This is a genomic window from Phyllobacterium brassicacearum, from assembly GCF_003010955.1.
Lineage (GTDB): Bacteria > Pseudomonadota > Alphaproteobacteria > Rhizobiales > Rhizobiaceae > Phyllobacterium > Phyllobacterium brassicacearum.
The window spans coordinates 365889-381396 of record NZ_PGGO01000002.1 but is presented as its reverse complement, the minus strand read 5'-3'; the positions used below and the strand labels follow the sequence as shown (position 1 = coordinate 381396).

At 56.6% G+C, this 15508-nt stretch carries 12 protein-coding genes; 3 read left to right on the top strand and 9 right to left on the bottom strand.

Annotated features, from left to right (window positions below; all coding sequences use genetic code 11):
* Positions 1-6: 6 nt before the first annotated feature.
* From CU102_RS04730 to CU102_RS04720, 3 genes are all read right to left on the bottom strand, one after another.
* On the bottom strand, positions 7-342 hold the full coding sequence (locus CU102_RS04730; protein WP_106709856.1) for a helix-turn-helix domain-containing protein: 336 nt from the start codon (positions 340-342) through the stop codon (positions 7-9).
* 310 nt (positions 343-652) lie between these two features.
* Positions 653-2233, bottom strand: coding sequence for a S10 family peptidase (locus tag CU102_RS04725; RefSeq protein ID WP_425351521.1), 1581 nt, complete (start codon positions 2231-2233; stop codon positions 653-655).
* 329 nt (positions 2234-2562) lie between these two features.
* On the bottom strand, positions 2563-2997 hold the full coding sequence (locus CU102_RS04720) for an OsmC family protein (RefSeq protein ID WP_106709855.1): 435 nt from the start codon (positions 2995-2997) through the stop codon (positions 2563-2565).
* 409 nt (positions 2998-3406) lie between these two features.
* On the opposite strand from CU102_RS04720, the gene CU102_RS04715 reads away from it, so the two are divergent.
* Entirely contained in the window at positions 3407-3874 is a 468-nt protein-coding gene (locus tag CU102_RS04715; RefSeq protein WP_106709854.1) for an SRPBCC family protein, read from the top strand.
* On the opposite strand, the gene CU102_RS04710 is transcribed toward CU102_RS04715, so the two are convergent.
* The gene (locus CU102_RS04710; RefSeq protein WP_106709853.1) at positions 3822-4223 is read right to left on the bottom strand and encodes a hypothetical protein; all 402 of its coding nucleotides are present in this window, start codon (positions 4221-4223) and stop codon (positions 3822-3824) included. The two genes, CU102_RS04715 and CU102_RS04710, sit on opposite strands and share 53 nt — an antisense overlap.
* A 354-nt stretch (positions 4224-4577) precedes the next feature.
* On the opposite strand from CU102_RS04710, the gene CU102_RS04705 reads away from it, so the two are divergent.
* On the top strand, positions 4578-5510 hold the full coding sequence (locus CU102_RS04705) for a complex I NDUFA9 subunit family protein (protein WP_106709967.1): 933 nt from the start codon (positions 4578-4580) through the stop codon (positions 5508-5510).
* A gap of 93 nt (positions 5511-5603) precedes the next feature.
* Here the strand turns inward: CU102_RS04705 and CU102_RS29375 are convergent, their stop codons facing one another.
* From CU102_RS29375 to selD, 5 genes are all read right to left on the bottom strand, one after another.
* Positions 5604-5882: a hypothetical protein gene (locus CU102_RS29375; protein ID WP_133624574.1), complete on the bottom strand. Its 279-nt coding sequence runs from the start codon at positions 5880-5882 to the stop codon at positions 5604-5606.
* A 257-nt stretch (positions 5883-6139) separates the two neighbouring features.
* Positions 6140-6922, bottom strand: coding sequence for an ATP-binding cassette domain-containing protein (locus CU102_RS04700; protein WP_106709852.1), 783 nt, complete (start codon positions 6920-6922; stop codon positions 6140-6142).
* The gene (locus CU102_RS04695; protein WP_106709851.1) at positions 6915-9170 is read right to left on the bottom strand and encodes an ABC transporter permease; all 2256 of its coding nucleotides are present in this window, start codon (positions 9168-9170) and stop codon (positions 6915-6917) included. The genes CU102_RS04700 and CU102_RS04695 overlap by 8 nt, the downstream gene beginning before the upstream one ends.
* A gap of 85 nt (positions 9171-9255) precedes the next feature.
* Positions 9256-10338 (bottom strand): substrate-binding domain-containing protein, encoded by a 1083-nt coding sequence (locus CU102_RS04690; protein ID WP_106709850.1) that lies wholly within the window; start codon positions 10336-10338, stop codon positions 9256-9258.
* A 381-nt stretch (positions 10339-10719) separates the two neighbouring features.
* Positions 10720-11796, bottom strand: a complete 1077-nt coding sequence (selD, locus tag CU102_RS04680; RefSeq protein ID WP_106709966.1) for a selenide, water dikinase SelD — start codon at positions 11794-11796, stop codon at positions 10720-10722.
* Positions 11797-12411: 615 nt separating this feature from the next.
* On the opposite strand from selD, the gene fdnG reads away from it, so the two are divergent.
* Positions 12412-15498 carry a formate dehydrogenase-N subunit alpha gene (gene fdnG / locus CU102_RS04670; protein WP_106709844.1) on the top strand — a complete coding sequence of 1029 codons (3087 nt, stop codon included), beginning with the start codon at positions 12412-12414 and terminating at the stop codon, positions 15496-15498.
* Positions 15499-15508: the final 10 nt, after the last annotated feature.

The following is a 15508-nucleotide window of genomic DNA, read 5'->3' as shown; positions in this document are numbered from 1 at the left end:
TCGAACTCAACTACTTGCCGCGGTTTTCTCAGCTGGAGCATTTTGCGCATGGTCGTTCAGTGAGCGCTCGGGTTCGTCTGCCGAGCCGTCGGCCCAGGTACCAATCAAATCAGTCACGGGAACATCAAGTTCTCTGCAGAAGCAATAAAGTAGGCTCAAGGAAATGTTCGCCTGACCGCGCATGATTTTTGTCATGTAAGTATTCGAAACGCCGACCCGGCGCGCCACATCCTTCATCTTGAAACGCTTGCGCTTGCGCAACGTATTCAGGGCGGTTGCCAAGCGGGTCTGAAATACGGCCAGCTCGACGCTCTGTTCAAGCTGCCCTTTGTACTTTGGCATCTACTTTTCCTCTTCCTCCGAACTTGTTGCCCCAGCTTATGAGTCGCGGAATGATGACTCGTTAAAAACTGAGATAGCGGGCTTACAATCTATATGCAGCACCCAACGATGCAAAATTTCTCCAGCCCGGCCGTTGCGGAGCGATTGCTGGATTGACGGCACCGCCTTGACCTCGCCCCGGTTATATCCGATTCGGAATCCGCTTCAGCCGCTGCATCGTCCGTTGCAAACCAGTTATTGCGGTCGACGTGTTGTCTATCTCCTGGCAATCATCCGGAGATAGACGGTTTCTCACGACGCCACGTCTTCACTATTCCCCTTGGATATTTTCGGACCTTGCGGCGAAGAAGTCTCTTGCATCTGCGCTCAGTGCTTGCCGGGAACTTGGTCGCGTATAGAACATATGCCCGCCGCGATAGAGCTTAAGGTCGACCCGGCCGGCCGCGAGTGTCGAGGGCAAATGGTCGATCACGTATTTGTTCATTCCGTAAGGCGTAATCGCATCACTATATCCCTGCGCCACCATCAATCGAAATGACGGTATGAGCGAGAGCAGGTCGCGAATATCGCTGGTCGCGCTTGCCTGTGTTCGCGTGCCGCCGTTTTTCCCGCGACGACCCCACTCCCATCGATCATTGACGTCGTTCGCGAGCAGCGTGTAAGTCATTTCGGTCTTGAAACCCAGTTCATTGCGGGCATAGCTGGCAAAGGCCGCACCGTAGGCGCGTGTAAATCCGTCGAGAACGGGATCGTTGCTTTGATTGGCGTCGGATTCAGGATAGGGGTCTGCAACGGCAAAAGATGCATCGTAGGGACTGACCACTTCGAATTCGTCACTCCGTGAATGCTTGATATAGGCGTCGCCGAGAAAGCCACGCGTGCGGCTCACTACGGCCTCGGGTATGCCGGTCAACTGGGAAATCCGTGCGTAAAAGGCCTTTGCCTTGTTTCCCGACGGTTCAGGCCCGGCAAGCGTCACAAGGTATTCGGTCATGGCGAACCGTTCCGCGTCCTCGATTACTTTCAGTTTGAAGGCGTTCCGGCGTTCCAACTCGGCCGCCACGAGAGAGGGCAGTTGAAGGGCGGCCCAAAGTGGATACTGCCTCTCCCCGAACAAGAGCTGCCCTTCGATAAGCGGCGACAGCATGATAATTCCCGAGACGAGCATGCCCTGGCCATCCTTGAGGGCAGAAGCGACCTTTGCCGCGCGAAAACCGCCGTAGCTCTCGCCAAGCAAGTATTTTGGCGAGGCCGCGCGCTCATTGTAAGTGACGTAAAGCGCGATCGCCTTGGCAATGCTCTGCGCATCCTTGTCAACTCCATAGAAACCCGAAGCGACACTGTCGCTCGTGGCTCGACTCCAGCCCGTGCCGACCGGATCGATAAGCACAAGATCAGTAAACTCCAACCAGCTATCTGGATTATCGATGAGTGTCGGATTGGTACCATCCCGGCCGTTCGGGCCAAAGACGAGGATGCGTGGCCCGGCGAGCCCAAGGTGGAGGTAAGCCGACGCAGCTCCCGGTCCGCCATTGAACGCAAACGTGAGCGGGCGATCAGGTTGCCTGTCGCGTGCGACATAGGCGGTATAGAACAATTTGGCGGACAGCGTTCCATCTTGTCCGAAAAGGCTGATTGTGCCGGCCGTTGCTGTATAGGCAAGTTCCCCCGTCCTGATCTTTAACACGCGGTTGGTAACCGAGTCTGCTGGAAGATGCCCAAGAATGCCCGACGCCGCGTCATCTTCGGGAGAGGATGGTTTCGGAGATTGCCGGGTAATTGCATTGTGGCTGTCTGCGCCAACGTCTGGCCGTGCATTTTCTTGCGACGAGGCCGGTATAGCCAGAAGCGTAAGGGCGACGGTGAGCAGTATGGTGCGGTGGAAATACAAAATCTCTTCTTCCTTCGGCGGTATCTCGAAACCACGGAGGAGTGTATTGCGTTTCGCACGTAAGAGGGAACTCAACACATATTGATCTGCGACTGGCCTAATCCTCAAGTGATCGGTTCGCCAGTCCCGGCTTGATGGTGCCTCCGGAGCCTAGGGCGAAACGGCCGCCCGTCAAACTCATCCAGACATGACAACGCCGCCGTCCTCTGTGAAGACAGCGCGCCGGTCGCCAACACGTAGACGCAGGGTGGCCGTTGTTCGGCTTTTGACGATACGTGTCCAAACCCGGCATTGACGAAATCGCCCGTTCAATGCCCATCTTCGTGGCACTAGGACTCAGTCGGTGCAGCGGTGTCGACAACCACAAAGTCATGGGTGATCGTGGCAGTCTTGGCCAGCATCGCCGACGCGGAGCAGTATTTTTCGACCGACAATGAGATGGCACGCTCGACCTTGTTCGTAGCCAGACCACGCCCTTTGACGATGAAGTGCATATGAATGCGGATAAAGACTTTCGGGTCCTGCTCAGCACGTTCTGCGTCGATTTCGACGACGCAGTCCTCGATCGCCTCGCGGCCTTTTTCCAGGATGTGGACAACATCAAAGGCCGAACAGCCTCCAGTGCCGATCAGTACCAGCTCCATGGGACTCGGCCCCGGCGTTCGTCCCTCCGGCCCTGGGGCCGTCCCCAGTACGACCTTGTGGCCGCTCCCAGACTCGCCGATGAAGGTCCGATCTTCCACCCATTTGATCCGTGCTCTCATAAAACCCGTCCTATTGTGGCAATGCATCGATCATAGACCAGGAGACGTCGATGATCTCTACACTTTTGGCGTAACAAAGGCATCGACTGACAGGCAGGGCTTCGCACCACAAATGCACTCTGTTGTTCGCGGGCAATTGTGGAGACGCAATTTCAGTTACCACAAAGGCGCGCAACCGTATCGGGGGAGTTTTGCGCTTCGCCAATTCGCCGATGCCATTATCGAGATGGGAAACCATAGATTAATGGGCACACAGTTGCCTGTCCCAGTAGGCTGTTGAAGGCTCGCTTCAGAGATGTGGAGAGACGTTGTCTGCCATCAGGCTGGATCAAATGAGTAACCGGGGTCAGGATGACGCTTCAGACGAAAGCAGTGGTGTCATGCCTTCGCGTACCAGAAGGGATTTGCGATGTCATCGGCCGAGTTTCATCTTGTGACGACATGGACCATCGATGCTTCGGTCGAGGAGGTTTGGCGGGTGCTGAACACGCCCGAGACCTGGCCGGACTGGTGGCCCTCGGTAAAGCAGGTTACCATTGTGCGCGAAGGCGACGAGTTCGGCATCGGTACCGTCCGTCGGATGAAGTGGTCCACTGCACTACCGTATGACCTGGCCTTCGAAATGGAAACGATCAGGATAGAACCGCTGTCGATCATCGAGGGGAGAGCGTACGGCGAACTCGAGGGCGTCGGCCGACGGACGTTGCAACCCAAGGGCTTGAAATGCAATGTGCGCTATGACTGGATCGTCAAGGTCACGAAGCCCTGGATGATCAGACTTTCATTCATCCTGAAGCCTGTCTTCAGTTGGAACCATGCAGTTGTCATGGAGCGCGGTCGACGAGGTCTGGTGCATCGCCTGGCCGGTGATACCTGAAGAATGTCGCTTCGATATTTCCGGCTCCGCTGCAATGCGCCATCCAGGTGCCGTTGTCGGGGTCGAGGAGTTCCAGCGAAATCTCCGTAACATAGCCGACGCATCCCGTCGAAATGATCAGATCGGCGTTTTCGATCGCCGTAACATCTTGTGCCGCCAGCTCTCGTTTCTCGAAGTTGGTCGCAACGCCGGCATCGAGCAGCCTGCGTCCACCGCATAAGATACCGCGCGATTCCTCCGGATCGACACCAACAATTTCGATGTCGGGATCCACCGGGGCGGCGTAGCGGTCGCGGTCTTGCTGAAGAATGTCAACGGGAGTTTCCGGTGGTGCTTCGCCGTGACTCAATCAAGGTTTTGCATTGATAGCCGAGGCATTGAATCCATGACGAGGATTTTTTGTTCTTGTCTCTGTGCAAACAGTCGTTGCTCCAGCGCATCGGCGCCCATGGTCACCTTTGCGATTTCGATGAACCATCGCCATGAAACTACGAGTCGTGAGCTCTGGAACAAACCGGGCTCGCACCAGTTAGGGAAGTTAATCAGGATCTGACATTGGAGGGCGTCATGAAACCCGGTTTCATGAGATTTGTCCTCGCAACGCAGGCATCACTCCGGTGATCCCGCCTGACTTTGTGCCCGACCAATCATTGGGCCCCGACTATCCCTGACGGCATATGCCCGCCCAATGGAGGCCACACAGATGAATAGTGACCGCTCGATCTCAGAACGTATTGTCACCGTCTTCGGCGGAACCGGCTTTCTGGGCCGCAGGATCGTCAGACGGCTCCTCGAAAAAGACTTCACCGTCCGTGCCGTATCCCGGCACCCGGATCAGGTGGCCGCACGCTTTTCGTCGGATACAAGGGCTCCGGAAGCCGTCCGGGCGGATATCCTTGATCCCGCCTCGGTGGCCTTGGCCGTCGCCGGTTCGAAGACTGTTGTTAACGCCGTCAGCCTTTATGTCGAACACGGAAACCGAACATTTGAGCGTGTGCATGTGACGGCAGCGGCGGATCTCGCTGCAGCGTCGCGCAATAGCAGTGTTGAGCAGTTTATTCACATATCGGGGATCGGCTCCGACCCCCGATCGGAATCGAGTTACATCCGGGCACGGGGGCGAGGAGAACAAGCGGTGGCGAGCACCTTTCCAGGCGTCATCATCCGTCCGTCTGTCATGACGGGACCGGACGACACTTTCCTTACTACGCTTGTCAGGCTGATACGCGTACTGCCGGTCTATCCGCTGTTTGGGAACGGGGGGACACGGCTTCAACCGGTCTATGTGGGAGACGTTGCGGAAGCCATCGGCCATCTGATCGACCGCAACGGGGCCGGAGGTTCCTCTATCTTCGAGTTCGGCGGCCCGCGAGTCTTCACCTATGAGGAATTGGTCCGGGACATCGCCCGACAACTCGATGTAAAGATCCGGCCGTTACCGATCCCCTTTGAGGTCTGGAACGTTTTGGCCCGGGTGGCGGAATTCCTTCCGGCAGTTCCCCTCACGCGCAACCAGATCGATCTCATGCGTCATGACAATGTGGCAGCCCTCGATCTCCCGGGCCTGAAGGAACTCGATATCGAACCGCACAATATCGATGAGGTGATCCGTGCGATTGCGCAGGCGAACAAATAGACGCGGTTCTGGCCACGATCGCCGTTAATGTGTTAACTATCGTGTACCAGGCAAGGCTGCGGCCGGGCCGGCTGCAATGGCACCCATTAATGGTCAATTTGCCCTATCGGCCTCGCCAGCGATCAAATAGGCATCGACAGCATCATGGATGGCTATCCGTAATTCGTCCGCGTTTGCGGCGGAAAGGGTTGGGCCGTGATCGATGCCTGCAATTCCTTCAACAAACAGACCACTGTTTGCATCCATGGCGATGGTGCAAACATGGTCACGATACATCCATGTCTCGGTTCCACTTCGACGGGCCGACCGGCGGGCGAGTTTTCGGATCAAGCGTCGCTGCCGGAGGAAATTCGAAAGTCGTGTGCGCTTCATGCTACATCCGCTACCTGGATCGCTGATCGAAATCTGTCACCAATTGCAACTCTTGGCCATTAACTTTGACATGCGATGTGCGCGACGAGGATAATTTCTGGAGGAATAACGGAACGTTGTTACACGAAAGATTGTTGTGGCGGAGCAGGCTGGAATTGAGTCGACGCCGCGCGCCGCTCAAATGAGCGGGATATGCGTATGATACGCGAGAAACTCGAGTGTGAACAAAAGCGGTTGGAAAACCAATCCAGGAAGGGTCAGATCTCCCTCGCTGCATCGGCCGTAAGCGCATGCTCTCGTGTACCGGAAACGATAATCTCGAGAACCTCATGCTCGTCGGTATCTTTGATGTAGCGGTCGCCGACATACTCGCCGCGCTTAAGCACCATGACGCGATCGCCCACTGCGAAAATGTCGACGAGCCGGTGCGAGATGATTATCTGGGCAACACCCTGCTTTTTCAGTTCCAGCATGGTTTCGAGCAGGCGCTCGGTCGCCATCACGGAAAGGTTGGCGGTCGGCTCGTCGAGGATCACAACACGGGGCTCGAACGAGATGGCGCGCGCGATCGCCACGGATTGCTGGCGGCCACCCGACAGGCTTTCGACCTTTTGATACACGGAGTTAACATCGACCTTAAGCCGTTTCAGCACCTTGTCAGCGTCCGCATACATCTTCCGCCAATTGACAAAGAAGCCTTTGCGCGGCCAGCGGCCGAGGAAGACGTTCTGACCAACGTCCATGTTTCCGCAGAGCGCGAAATCCTGATAGATCATCTCGATACCGGCGTCGCGGCTTTCGTGTGGGCTCTTGAAGTGTACGGATTGTCCGGCAACGAGGATTTCACCCGCATCGCGTTGATATGCGCCCGTGAGGATCTTCATAAGTGTCGATTTGCCGGCCGAGTTGTCACCGACAAGGCCAAGGATCTCGCCAGGATAGAGCTGAAGGTCAACATTGCGGAGCGCCTGCACGGCGCCGAAGGCTTTTTCGATGCCCCGCATTTCGATGATCGGCTCGGGTTGCGTCGTGTCAGCCATGAGTGGTTTCCGGTGTTGTGGCGCCCTTTGCGATGCGGTTTCGCAGGCGCCCGAAAATATTGGCATTGCGCACCCAGATATCGATCAGCACCGCTATGATGAGGATGACGCCGATGAACACGTTGATCCAGTGTTGCGGCATGCTGAAGCCTTGGACGTTGAGCTGCAGGAGCGCCCGAACAAGAGTGATCACGGCGGCGCCGGCAAGTGCGCCGATGATGGTACCGTAACCTCCGAAGATCGATCCGCCGCCAATGATGACGGAGGCAATGGCGTCCAGTTCGCGATATTGGCCGGCGACCGGATTGAAGCTACGAAAATATGCGACATTGATAATGCCAGTCATGGTTGCGCAGAACGCTGCGAACATGAGGGAGATGAAGCGCACCCGGCTTACATTGATGCCGGCATAGGCAGCGGCGCGGATGTTGCCGCCGGTGGCAAAGACTTTCTGCCCGAATGGCGTATAAGCGAGCACGATGCCAGCGATAAGTGCAATGAAAAACATCCAGATCGTCTGAACGCTGACCACCTCGGCTATCGTGCGAAGGATTCCGGGTGGCAGCGAGATTTGGAAGTGCAGGAGGATGTCATTCACTTTGCGGCCGAGCAGGTTATAGCCCTCGGGCCATCCGGTGAGCTGCTGGCCGGCAACGAACCAGGCGGCAAGGCCGCGCGCGATATAGAACATGCCAAGCGTGACAATAAATGCCGGTAGCTTGAAACCGACTGTCACGACAGCATTGAAAAGTCCGGCGGCCATCCCGGCGAGCAAGCCCATCGCGACCGAAGTGAAGGGGTCCGCTCCGAGAACCTTCAGGAAGTAGGCGGCGGTGCTCCCGGCCAATGCAAGGACCGCTCCAACAGAGAGATCGATATCGCCGGCCGCGATAACATAGGTTAGCCCGATGGTGATCAACGCCAGTTCGGAATAGTTGAGCAAAATGGCAAAGGTGTTCGAAAGGTTCCACCAATAATCGGGTCTGAGAACCACACCCGTAAGCCATAGCAAAACAGTCAGAACGATGGCGAGCGAATCTCGTCGTCCAAAAAACCTGCCGAGTTGTGTTTCTGATACCGTTATGTCCGTCATTCTCGCGCCCTTGGTCTGAACCCCTTCGAGCGCGATTCCGCCGGTCTCGTAGGCAGGCGGCGCTGGCTTGCCGAGGAGCCATGACCAGAAACGCGCCGCAAGCTGGCGTCGAATGAGATGAGGCTCAATGAGTACCGCGATGACCAGCACTAACCCGAGGAAGACCGGCACCGCGCCAACAGGGAGGGAGTAGATCGCATTGACCGTCACGTCATCGTCGCCGATCCTGATGACGCGCGTGATCGGCCACCCCTCACGCAACACCTTGTCGAGCAGGACGACCAGCGTCGCGCCAAGGCATGATCCGATCACACGGCCCCTGCCACCGAGAATCGAGGCGCCACCTATGATTACCGCGGCGATGACGGTCAACTCACCACTGACGCCATAAAGGGGTGTGACGCCCTTGTCCTGGGTAGCCGATAGCAAACCAGCCAGCGTAGCGCAGAGTGACGAGATCAAATAAGCACGGATCCGCACCCAGTTCGTCGGTATGCCGGCGTAGACCGCCGCCTGTTCGTTGCCACCGGTAGCGAAGGTTTCATAACCCCAGCGCGTCTTTGCCAGCACAAGGGCGCCAATTGCGGCAACAGCGACGAAGATCACGATCTGGTTGTTGAAGCCGAACTGGTTAGTCTCGCCGAGGTGGAAAAACAGCGGATATTCTTTTGCCTTTTCGGGATAGTAAATCGACTGGCCATGCGTGAGTGCAAGCACAAACCCGCGACCAATGAACAGAATTGTCAGGGTGGCGATAAACGCTGGAACCTTTAGGTTTGTGACGAGGACGCCGTTGGTGAGGCCGATCACAATGCCGAGAAGAATACAGACAACCACAGACGTAACCACGTCAAGATCGAGAAAACTCGGCGCATAGAGCCTTGCAAAAACGACGGCGATGAGACCATACGTCGAGCCGACCGAGAGATCGAGGTCCTTGTTGATGATGACGAAAGTCATTCCAACAGCGATTATGGCAACGCGCGACGTGTCCCGTAACACGGCATGGAACGCCTCAGTCGACCCGAAGAATGCGGGATTAACAACTGCTCCACCAAGATAAAGCAGCAAGAGCAGTGCAAGAAGTCCCGCCTCCCAGCCGCCGGCGATTTGAGACGGTGCGGGGCCGAGGCCTGTCATCGCTCCACGCGCCATTGCTCTTCGATCCGACTTCCAGGTCGTAGCATGCTGTGGGAGGACACGCAGCCTCCCACGTTGATCTGGGACATTCCGAGGTGCATCAGTTCTCGAAGCGCTTGCCGACGTTTACGACCGTCTCCTGGGTCACGAGTTGAGCGCGCGTGTCAAGATTGGCCGCCGCGATGCCGCGGTCGATCTGCAGATAAAGCTGCATGACCGGCCAGAAGCCCTGTAGAAATGGCTGCTGACCGAGCGCGCCTGTAAGGTCGCCACTCTTGAGTGCGGTCTGCTGAGCAGGTCCGAGATCGAAGCCATAGGCGCAGATCTTGCCCGTCATGCCGGCCTGTGCGACCGCCTTGGCGAGTGCCGGCGTAAACACATTGTTGCCAGCGAATGCACCGACTACGTCTCCGCGCGACTCAAACAACGTAACGATGCCATTCACAGGGTCATTCGGATTGGTGTCGATGCCGGTGTTCTCGGGTCCTGCGTCGACCTTGAAGTTCTCCAGCTTGCCGGCGTCCTTGAGGCCCTTTACGATTGCGTTGAAAGCGGAAGTTACCCGGTTATTTACTTCGATATTGCCCATTGCGGTCGAAGAGGGCAGGACGATCGAGCCCTTTTCAATGCCCTTGTCCGCGAGGCATTTGACAAGCGCCTCACCGGCAATTGCGGCGGCGGAGGCGTCCTGGCCGGTATGGCCGATGGCGCTGCGACTGAGGATCGTCCCGTCAAAGGAATTGGTGGTAGCTACCGGAATGCCCTTCGCTTCAGCCGCCTTGACGATGTCGTTATAGGCACCGGCCTGCGGCGTCGTCATGATCAACCCATCGATCGTCGGGTCCTGCACAATCTGGTTCAGGATCTCAATTTCACGGGCCGGGTCGTCGGTCGGGGATTCCGAACCGAGCAGCAGGATCTTGGCGCCGATCAGGTTGCCAGCAACGGTTGCCCCGACATAGACGGGGTCGAAGAAGCCATTACCAGCGGTGTGCGTCACAATGGCGAAGGTCAAATGTCCATCGGCCGAATGGAAATCCTTGGTGCTGGCAGCCTCCTTTGCGGCTTCATCGAAATTGTAGCCGCCGACCGCTTTCTCGACGTTACCAGATTGCGCAAAAGCGTGCGACACGCCGAGCGACAACGCCGCGGCGCTTGCCGCGAGCAACAAAATTCGCGTCATGATTGGTCCTCCCTTACAACCAAGGGTCGAAAGCCGTTCGGGCGCGATGATCGAGAGAGGTCCGAATGCTTCCCCCCATATGGTTGATATTCTGCGCAAATCGGGTCCAAGTAAATGGTGTACTCACCTTGCCGACGAATCAGCCCGATTTGGTGCATTTGCTTGATGATGCGACGATCACTCTGTGCCTGAAACGCATGGCGTTTCAGGGCGCTTTGCTGCATCCGCGACAGCCTCCTGGAATGATGTAGCGCCTGCGGCAGTCGTTTACAGGCTCCGGATGCGCGCTGCCGTGCGCGCTACGCTCTCGACGATCCGGTCGTGTGCGATGGATGAATAATGGCCCTAAGGGAGAATTCGCCACGCATAGTTGAACGTAGGCTAGCCGAGGGCTACCTGATCTGCCACATTTACTCCAGGCCTGCCTGTTTCCACTGAACCCACGATCCGGGCTGCCGGATAGCCTGCGGCCGTGATATTGTGGAGCAGGTCCGCCGCCCGTTCGGCGCGACACGAAACCAACAGTCCTCCGGATGTCTGGGGATCCGTCAGTATGTGGCGTTGCCAGACCGGAAAATCGCCGGGCAAGATGACGTCTATGCCATAGCTTGCCCAGTTACGGTGGGATGCCCCGGTAACAAAACCCTTCTGTGCCAGTTCCACGGCGAGTGAAAAAAGAGCGATATCGCCAGCGCGCAGGGAGATCTGCAGGTTCGACCCGCGAGCCATCTCCAGTGCGTGACCGAGGATACCAAATCCGGTAACGTCGGTGATGGCATGTACATCGGCATCCTGAGCGAGTTCCGCGCCTATGCGATTGAGAAGTGTTGTCGATGCAATGAGTTCAGCGTATGCGTCTGCCGGTAGCATGCTTTTTTTGAATGCTGCCGAGTAAATTCCGACACCAAGGGCCTTGGTCAGGATCAACGTGTCACCGGCTTTGGCGCCACTGTTGCGGCGCAGGCTGGTCACGGGGCAGGTGCCGATCACGGCGAGACCGTAGATCGGTTCCGGTGAATCGATCGAATGACCGCCTGCAACCGGGATGCCTGCCTCCAGGCAGATCGCGTTTCCGCCTTTCAATATCTCGCGCACCATTTCTGCTGGGAGCTTGTCGATCGGCATGCCAAGAATGGCGAGCGCCATGATCGGCCTTCCGCCCATCGCGTAGATGTCCGAGATTGCATTGGTTGCCGCGATCCGGCCAAAGTCGAAGGGGTCGTCGACCATCGGCATGAAGAAGTCCGTTGTCGCGATCACGCAGACGTTGTCATCCAGCTGCCAGACAGCAGCATCATCACCAGTTTCGGTTCCGACAAGAAGCTGGGCATACTGCCCGGCGGCGGGCTGATCCGCCAGCAATTGCTGCAAGACCGAAGGTGCCAGCTTGCAGCCGCAGCCGCCGCCGTGGGCAAGTGACGTCAGACGAAGCGGTTCTGGTGGGGTTCGATCATTCATAAATGACTTCCTGATGACTTGGAACATTGCCTGCGAGTGGCAGAGCATGGACCTTTTTCAGATGTTCATCATAATCGATAAGTACGTCTTTCAGATCGGATCGGATGTCGTCAACCGCAATGGAATACAGCCAAGCTTCTTTCGCCGCACGGCATTTCGCATGTTGTGATGACTGGACAGGCACAAGCCAAGGAGCATCGCCGCTTCGGGCGGACCTGGACGGTCGGCGAAGACTGCCCCGAAACTCGGGAGCAACAAGTAAGGTCACGCTCTATTCTTATCCACTTAACTGCAAACGTCAATTTGTCGTTGCGGAAGTTTGTCATCCGAGGTCGGCGTTGGCCAGTGCGAATGCAGGGAGAAGTAAAATATAATTCAGCCATGGATGTAGTGATAAAATTATTCAATATCGTGGGTATTAGATTCTACAATTTCACCGCAACTTAATATGAATATTGCACTCATATTTGATCGCTACTTCTTGATTTGACAATTAGATACCGTCAGGTAGCATTTAAACTGGAACTTTGGTGATTGGTATCTTGAATCACCGAGCAAGTATCTAAATTGCCGGCACACATATGGCAGGGCCGGCACAAAGGGAGGTAACATGCTATGAACATGGAACTCTCGCGACGCCAATTTCTTGGAGCGGCTGGCGCGGGTGTTGCGGGTACGGCACTTGGAGCCTTTGGCTTCGGCGAGATCGAAGCGGCGCACGCCGAGGCGATCCGCGCCTTCAAATTGGTGAACACCACCGAAACCCGAAACACCTGTCCGTACTGCTCCGTTGCGTGCGGCATCATCATGTACTCGAAGGGTGACTTGAAAAAAGGCGAAAAGGCCGAGATCACCCATATCGAAGGCGATACCGACCATCCGACAAATCGCGGCACACTCTGCCCAAAGGGCGCTGCGTTGCTAGATTTCGTGAAGGCCGAAACGCGCCTGAAATATCCGATGATCCGCAAGCCAGGGTCCGACAAGTTTGAGCGCATCGCCTGGAACGATGCGCTCGATCGCATCGTCCGGCTGATGAAGGATGATCGCGACGCCAATTTCGTCCAGAAAAACAATGACGGTGTCACTGTAAATCGCTGGACAACAACGGGCTTTCTTGCCGCTTCTGCAACAACGAACGAGACGGCGTTTGCGACCTATAAAGTCGTGCGCAGCGCCGGAATGCTGGTATTCGATAACCAGGCGCGTGTCTGACACGGCCCAACGGTGTCCAGTTTGGGCCCAACATTTGGCCGTGGTGCAATGACGAACTCCTGGACCGACATCAAGAACACCGATCTTGTTGTCATCATGGGAGGTAATGCTGCCGAAGCGCACCCTTGCGGGTTCAAATGGGTCACGGAAGCCAAGGCAAACCGTGGCGCAAGGCTGATTGTCGTTGATCCGCGCTTCACGCGTTCTGCGTCGGTTGCAGATGTATATGCTCCGATTCGTCAAGGTTCGGACATCGCATTTCTGCTCGGTGTGATCAATTATTGCATCCAGAACGACAAAGTGCATTGGGACTACGTCAAGGCGTTCACCAACGCTACCTACATCGTCAAAGACGGGTTTGAATACAAGGACGGCCTGTTTTCCGGTTACGACGAGACAAAGCGCGACTATGACAAATCGAGCTGGGAATATGTGATCGGCGAAGATGGTTATGCCCAGGTCGACGACACGCTGACAAACCCGCGTTGCGTGTGGAATCTCCTCAAAACCCATGTTTCCATCTATACGCCGGAAATGGTCGAACGCATCTGCGGCACGCCAAGAGACAAGTTCCTGAAGGTCGCGGAGATGATCTCGGAATGCTCTTCTCCGATCAAGACAATGACATCCATGTACGCTCTTGGCTGGACACAGCATTCGAAAGGCTCGCAGAACATCCGCTCGATGGCTATGCTGCAGCTCATACTCGGCAATATCGGTGTGCGTGGCGGGGGCATGAATGCTTTGCGAGGGCACTCCAACATTCAGGGCCTGACAGACGTTGGCCTGATGTCCAACCTGCTCCCGGGCTATCTGACGCTGCCGACCGAGAAGGAAGTGGACTTCGACAGCTACATGTCGACACGCGCCTTCAAGCCGCTCAGGCCGAACCAGATGAGCTATTGGCAGAACTACAAGAAGTTCTTTGTCAGCGTCTTGAAGTCCATGTGGGGTTCTGCGGCAACGCCGGAGAACCACTTTGCCTATGACTGGCTGCCGAAGCTCGATGTGCCGGGTTACGATGTGTTGCGGGCGTTCGAGCTCATGAACCAGGGCAAGATGACTGGATATATGTGTCAGGGGTTCAATCCGCTGCTCGCGGCTCCGAACAGAACGAAACTGACCGCATCCCTGTCGAAGCTCAAGTTCCTCGTCACCATGGATCCACTGGACACGGAAACAGCACGGTTTTGGGAAAATCACGGTGAATTCAACGATGTCGATCCTTCGCAAATTCAGACGGAGGTAATCCAATTACCCTCGACCTGCTTTGCCGAAGACGAGGGCTCGCTCACCAATTCCGGGCGCTGGCTGCAGTGGCATTGGCCAGGAGGTACGCCTCCCGGTGAAGCAAAGACCGATAATTGGATCATGGCGCAGATTCATATCCGGCTGAAGGAGCTCTACCGCAAGGAGGGCGGAGTGTTTCCCGATCCGATCGTCAATCTCGACTGGGCCTATGCGGATCCGGCCGAGCCGTCTGCGGAAGAACTGGCCAAGGAACTTAACGGTAAAGCCTATGCCACGCTATACGACCCGACTGACCCCACGAAGGTGGTGGTTGAAGCCGGCAAGCGCGTGCCGAGTTTCGCTGCTTTGCGGGACGATGGTTCAACCTCGTGCGGCTGCTGGATCTACTCGGGTTGCTTCAATGAGAACGGCAACAACATGGCCCGGCGCGACACGTCCGATCCGGACGAGACAGGAGCCTATTCCAAATGGGCGTTCTCATGGCCAGTCAATCGCCGCATTCTCTACAACCGTGCTTCGGCGGACCTGAATGGCAAGGCGTGGGACCCAAGCCGCAAGTTGATCGAGTGGGACGGGCAGAAATGGTCAGGCTATGATGTGCCGGATATTGCACCCACAGCCAAGCCGTCCGAGGTCGGCCCATTCATTATGAACCCTGAGGGCGTATCACGCCTGTTCGTGCGCGGCATGATGCGCGACGGACCATTTCCAGCGCACTACGAACCGTTCGAGTCGCCTGTCACCAACCTTGTTGCACCGAATGTGCGCGGCAATCCCGCCGCTCGGGTATTCAAGGGCGACTTCGAGCAGTTTGCCGAGCCCGCCTCGGAAGAGTTCCCTTATGCGGCAACGTCCTATCGTCTTACCGAGCACTTCCACTACTGGACCAAACATGTCTGGGTGAATGCGGTCCTGCAGCCAGAGTTTTTCGTCGAGATATCGGAAGAATTGGCCAGCGAGAAAGGCATTGTCAAAGGCGGGTGGGTGCGCGTTTGGTCCAAGCGCGGATCGATCAGGGCAAAGGCGGTCGTGACCAAGCGCATCAAACCTCTGATGTGCGATGGTAAAGCGGTACATGTGGTGGGTATTCCGCTGCATTGGGGTTTCACAGGGGCCGCGAAAAAGGGCTTCGGTCCGAACTCGCTGACACCTTTCGTCGGTGACGCCAATATCGAGACGCCTGAGTACAAGGCGTTCCTGGTCAATATCGAGCCCGTTGCCGGGCCGGTGGCATAGGAGACGGCAG

Coding starts and splice junctions, on each gene's coding strand:
- CU102_RS04730 (WP_106709856.1), bottom strand. CDS start 342: ATGCCAAAGTACAAAGGGCAGCTTGAACAGAGCGTCGAGCTGGCCGTA.
- CU102_RS04720 (WP_106709855.1), bottom strand. CDS start 2,997: ATGAGAGCACGGATCAAATGGGTGGAAGATCGGACCTTCATCGGCGAG.
- CU102_RS04715 (WP_106709854.1), top strand. CDS start 3,407: ATGTCATCGGCCGAGTTTCATCTTGTGACGACATGGACCATCGATGCT.
- CU102_RS04705 (WP_106709967.1), top strand. CDS start 4,578: ATGAATAGTGACCGCTCGATCTCAGAACGTATTGTCACCGTCTTCGGC.
- CU102_RS29375 (WP_133624574.1), bottom strand. CDS start 5,882: ATGAAGCGCACACGACTTTCGAATTTCCTCCGGCAGCGACGCTTGATC.
- CU102_RS04700 (WP_106709852.1), bottom strand. CDS start 6,922: ATGGCTGACACGACGCAACCCGAGCCGATCATCGAAATGCGGGGCATC.
- CU102_RS04695 (WP_106709851.1), bottom strand. CDS start 9,170: ATGGCGCGTGGAGCGATGACAGGCCTCGGCCCCGCACCGTCTCAAATC.
- CU102_RS04690 (WP_106709850.1), bottom strand. CDS start 10,338: ATGACGCGAATTTTGTTGCTCGCGGCAAGCGCCGCGGCGTTGTCGCTC.
- selD (WP_106709966.1), bottom strand. CDS start 11,796: ATGAATGATCGAACCCCACCAGAACCGCTTCGTCTGACGTCACTTGCC.